Origin of the sequence: Protofrankia sp. CiT1 (genome assembly GCF_917627335.1) — a bacterium.
Classification (GTDB): Bacteria; Actinomycetota; Actinomycetes; order Frankiales; family Frankiaceae; genus Protofrankia.
Genome location: NZ_CAKJTP010000061.1, coordinates 1 through 5,342, shown reverse-complemented (window position 1 = coordinate 5,342; position 5,342 = coordinate 1). Strand labels below are relative to the sequence as shown.

3 protein-coding genes are annotated in these 5,342 nt (G+C 68.6%); 1 reads left to right on the top strand and 2 read right to left on the bottom strand.

All coding sequences use genetic code 11. The annotated features are described in order from the left end of the window. A partial coding sequence (locus MJ785_RS12030) for a diacylglycerol kinase family protein (protein WP_239380873.1) occupies positions 1-1,352 on the bottom strand: 1,352 nt, incomplete at its 3' end. A gap of 384 nt (positions 1,353-1,736) precedes the next feature. Next, positions 1,737-3,107 (bottom strand): NAD(P)/FAD-dependent oxidoreductase, encoded by a 1,371-nt coding sequence (locus MJ785_RS12025; RefSeq protein WP_239380904.1) that lies wholly within the window; start codon positions 3,105-3,107, stop codon positions 1,737-1,739. A 361-nt stretch (positions 3,108-3,468) separates the two neighbouring features. Between MJ785_RS12025 and MJ785_RS12020 the strand changes: the two genes are divergently transcribed. Next, positions 3,469-4,989 (top strand): substrate-binding domain-containing protein, encoded by a 1,521-nt coding sequence (locus MJ785_RS12020; protein ID WP_239380871.1) that lies wholly within the window; start codon positions 3,469-3,471, stop codon positions 4,987-4,989. The last annotated feature ends 353 nt before the right edge of the window (positions 4,990-5,342 follow it).

Sequence of the window (5,342 nt, the reverse complement as noted above, 5' to 3'; positions counted from 1 at the left end):
GTGCCCGCGGTCCGGGCCATCGTCAGCGCCATCTCGCGTAACCGTCGCCAGTCCATCGGCGGCTTCGCCACGGGGACACCGGGACGGGCTCGCGGCACCCGGACCCGCAGGGCCCCCGGCCGGACGACGCAGCGTACCGGTGTGGACAGCGACAGCGCCTCGCCGTCGACAGCAATCTGGATGCTCGGCTCGGCCGCGTCGACAACGACCTCGGCCGCGGTGCGTACCTCGAGACCATCCCCGTGCCTGCCGCGCAGCAGCCCCGCGGCCTGTGCCGCGTTCTCGACGGTGACACCGAGAATGCCGAGGACCCCGCTGTCCAGCCGCACGCGTCGCCCCAGACCGGCGATGTCACCCGTGCCGTATGGATTGTTGCTCACCAGCACCGCCCGTGCCCCGTCGAGGGTGAGCCCCTCGGCACGGACCGCCAGGTACGGGCCAGCGTGCTCGGCCAGCAGGTCGGGGAGCATGTCGAGGAGGGTCTGGACCTTGTCACCGCGATAGGCGGGACTGTGCACCACAGCCCCGTAGGCGCCGAAGGACACGTTGTTGACAAAGGGCCGTCCGCCGACGAATCCGAGGTCGACGCGCAGTTCGACGCCGTCGGTGAGCGCGTTCAGGCAGGTCGACGGGTCGTCCCGGTCCAGGCCGAGGTCCAGCGCGAAGTGGTTGCGGGTGCCGGCCGCGATGACCATGAAGGGGAGGCCGTATCCAGCCGCGACGCCGGCTACGAGTGCCTGCGTTCCGTCGCCGCCGGCCACGCCGAGCAGGTCCGCCCCGCGGCTCACCGCCGCGCGCGCTAGTTCGACCACGTCAGCTTTGCCTGACACGTCCATCATGACCACGTCGGCGCCCAGCTCTTCGGCCCGCTCCGCCAGGTTGTACTTCGCCACCTTTCCACCGCCGGCGTGCGGATTCATGATTATGACGGGATGCTCGGGCGCGGGTGCCTCGTGTTCGGCGGCCGCGGACCGGGGGATTCCCGCCCGCCTTGTGTCCCGGGCGAGCGCGGCGCGGCCGGTCGAGACCGCCAGCGCCCACAGTGCCGACGACACCAGCACCACCCAGATGAGACCGACCCACGCGTAGAGAACCATGACCGCCACCGGCACCGCGACCACCAGCAGGAGCGACAGCAGCCTCCGCACGCCACGGGTGGTCAGCAACCACCAGATGCCCGCGGCGGTCACCGCCAGCGCGACAAGCGCGACTCCCACCAACAGCACGCTCGCGATACGGGCAAAACCCACCAGCACCGCGGCCGCGGCAGCCGCGGCTGCCAAAGCGACCCGCGCGAGCCACCGCTGGGCCCTGGTCGCGGAGCTGGCCGAGCCGCCCGGCGATACGCTCACCGGGCGGGCACAGCTACGGCATGACCGCTGGAGCTCCCGATCCGTCCCGTCTTCGTCGTCACGCATCCTTTCTGCCCACTCCCGGGCCGGCTCTCCCCCGGCCTGGCGCGGGTGGACGGGTCGGCTGCCAGACAGCCCCGCGGGAAGGAGCCTCCCCTACCGTCTCCGCCCGCACCACCACCAACCGGGGCCGCCTCGCTACACGCCCCGGTGGAGCTTTAGAGCGCCCGGCAATAGGGGACGCGGCGTCGCGGGGCTGGGGCACGCACCTCGCTGCGTTGTCGTCGGTCGACACCCCAAAGACCAGGGTGACTCCCTCCTCCGCCTTGCGATGCACGCACCCCAGCCCCGCTCCTTGATCCACGCCCCTATTGCCGGGCGCTCTTATGAATGCCCGTTGTGGTAGATGTCGATCCGCTCCGCGGCATTGATCGATGACTTGGCCGGCGGCAGGAACCCGAGCTGGACGATCTGGCGCGGGGTGAGCGTGTCCAGGAGCCAGTCGGCGGCCACCCGCGTTCTGTTGGTCAGGCAGGGAAGCGCCCACAGGTGGTAGCCCCGGGTCACTGCCGCGGCGGCCACCCCGGACAACGGGATTCCGAGCGGATCAGCCACGGCGGCGGTGCCACCGAGGTCGACGACGAAACCGAGATTGCGATGCCGGTAGGGCTTCGCCGTTCCGTGACCGAGGGAGGCCGCGACGTTACGCGCGGCAACGGCACCCTGCCGGACGGCGTGCTGGGCGGTCTGCCCCGCCGGCTGGCAGCCCCGGGTCACGTCAGGCACGGCCGCGGCGTCTCCCAGCGCGAACACATCCGCGGTAGCAGGCACCTGGAACCGGGCATCCACCACCAGGCGGCCATGCTGGGTCGGCAGGCCCAACGTGGAGATCAGCGGGCTGGGAGCCACCCCGGCGCACCAGACAAGGGTGTGGGTCGCGACGCTCTCACCGTCGATGAACCGGACGCACCCAGCGCCCGCCTCCGAGATGGACGTTCGCAGCCGCACGTCGACCCCGCGGCCGGCAAGGACCCGGGCCGCCCGCCTGCTGAGCGCCTCGCCCAGCTCGGGCAGCACCCGAGGCGCCAGATCGGTGAGAATCCAGCGGATGTCCCGCTCGGTCAGGCGTGGATACTGGCCCACCGCTCGCCTGGTGAACCGCACCATCTGCGCGGCGAGCTCGGTCCCGGTGTACCCGGCGCCGACGATCACGAAGGTGCACCGGGCCCGGCGCACCACCGGATCCTCGCATGCGTCGGCGTACTCGAACTGGCGGAGCACGTGGTCGCGCAGGTAGACGGCTTCCGCGAGGTTCTTCAGGCCAAGCGCGTGATCGGTCAGACCCGGGATATCGACTGTGCGGGTCACCGCGCCGGGTGCCAGCACAAGGCGGTCCCAGCGCAGCTGTGCGTGTACGGCGTTGGGTTGGCGGACAGTGATCGTGCGGCCCCGGAAGTCGACTTTCACCACGTGACCGAGCGCAAGCGTGGTACGCCGCAGCGCCGCCCGGACGGAGACCGCCAGGTGGCGCGGCTCCGCCTCGCTGGTGGCCACCTGCGGCAACAGTGACGTGTAGAGAAGATGGTCGACCGGGGAGACGACGATAAGCTCGGCGGCATCCGCGGGCAGTAGTCGTTCCAGGTGCCGCAGCACGGAGAACCCGGCGAAGCCACTGCCGACCACGACGACCCGGGGCAGCGCCCTCGGGCTCCCCAAGCTCTCCGGGCTCCGGGCGCCGGCCGCGGGGCTGGGCACCGCGGCGCTGTCGCCCCGCCGGGTACGGACGTTGTCAAGCCAGCTCGAGAACACCTTGTCGGGCACGGTCCACCTCCAACGAGTCGGGAACGAGCCGACCGCAGTCGTCTCCCGCGACTCGTTCCAGGTACGGCAACCGGTAAACCGCGACCTCATCGCCATGTCAGCACGACAGTGGCGTCAGCTCTGCATCGGCCGGGAACACGGCGGCCGCCTCCGCCGAGCTGGGTGAATCGGGGTCATAGCTCTGTTGAACGTTCGGCAAACCGGAGCCGCAGCCGCCCATCAGCCGATATGCCACCTGTTACGGTGACCGAACCGTCACGCTGACCTAACAGCACATACGGGATCGGGGTAAAATATGGGGGATTGGCTAAACGCCCAAAACATCATAGCTGTGCTCACCGCGCTGCTCGGTCTCGTGGTGTCCATCGGCGCGATCTGGTATGAGCGCCGGGTGCCGCATCGCAGACGCATCGGCTATCGCGTACAGATGGATACTCCCATCGGCGACGACAACCGTAACCAGGGCCAGGTAGGCGTACGGCTCGGCCGGTTCAACGACATGTCCGACGCGACCCTCGTCCTCCTCCGCATTGAAAACGACGGCGCGGAGAGCATCGCCGGCACCGACTACACCGGCCTCGACGTCCACGGCCTCACCGCCGTCTTCACCGACCGCGTCGTCGAGGGCGTCGCGGTCACCCAGTCCGACGCCGAACACCTGATGGACCACTTCGCCCCGGCGGGGGGTATGCGCTTCGACCGCAACACGATCTATCTCCCCCGCGTCCCGCTCAACCACGGCCAGCACTACAAACTGCTGGTGCTGCTCACCGGTGGTGGCGTCGGCAGCGGCATCCGAGTCACCGGCGGGATCCGCAACGGCGCGGTGGAGCTCAACCGGAGTATCACGGTCGACGACAAGCCGCCCCTGTTCAGCAGGCCCGCCCGCTTGATCACCGTCCTGCTCTCCCTCTTCCTCGTCACGCTGGCGGGCATCATCCTCATGCCCAGGGACCTGCCGCCGCCCATCGGCTGTGCCTCGGGCGAGCTTGCCCTCACCGGTTCCACCGCCTTCGCGCCGGTCGTGCGGGAAGCCGCCAAAAGGTACGAGTCAAGCTGCCCGGGTACTAAGATCACGATGGATGCGCACGGCAGCGAGGAAGGCGTGCGGGCGCTGGCGGAGCTGGGCAGCGAGTCCAGGAACGGCCCTCCGGCCCTGGTCGCCTTCTCCGACGGGCACAAGCCGGACGGCTACCCACAGCTCCAGGAGGAGCGCGTCGCTGTCTCCGCCTACGCCCTGGTGGTACATGACCAGCTGCCGATCAAAACCCTGACAATCGATGAGATACGGAAGATCTACCGGGGTGACTTCCTCAACTGGAAGGAACTCAACGGCCCTGACCTCCCTATCCTGCTCATAAGCCGGAATGCCAACTCCGGCACGCGCGACCTGTTCCGGCGGCACATCCTCGACGGGCTCGGCGAGCCGGCCTTCACCTCCCTGGACTGCAAGAGCAAGAACTCCCCTCAGGACAAGGTCATCCGCTGCGAACTCGACAGCACGGAAGCGGTGTTGAAAACCGTGGCCGCGCTGCCGGGCGCCATCGGTTACAGCGAACTGCAGGCTGCCACTGCCTTCAGGGGCCTGCACACGCTGCGCATCGACAGCCAGGCGCCGTCAGCCAAGCCCGTCGGTAACAGTAGCTACCCCTTCGTGGAGATCGAGTACGCTTATACCTACGGTCCGTCGCCCGCCGGTTCTCTCACCTCCAGTTTCCTGAACTATCTGATGAGAGGCAGCGGCCAGGACGTGATGGGGGCCTTTGGGCAGCTACCGTGCTACAGCCCGGAGGGCTTCAGCAAATGCCAGAAGTGACTCCGCCATGACCGGCACGTCGAGTCAGGACGCCAGTTCCCTGACCGAAAACAACAGATGATGGCCCTTGACACCATCTTGCACAGGCGGTTCGGTGTCCGTAACCGTCCGTGGACGTCCAGAAGCCCGACCCTCGGTGCGCCTCCGCGGGGATCCGCACATCCGTGAACGAGCCGATCGGCCGCGAGGTGGGCAACCGGACCCCGATCCTCTATGATACGGATCATGGCTCTGACCTGCGGCGTTGCACTACCGGCGGACCGCTGCAGAACAGGCCTCGGACCGACGCCAGAAACCGCCCGTGACCTGCGCGTTTATCTTCGGGTCACTGATCATCCCTAGAGGGATTGAAA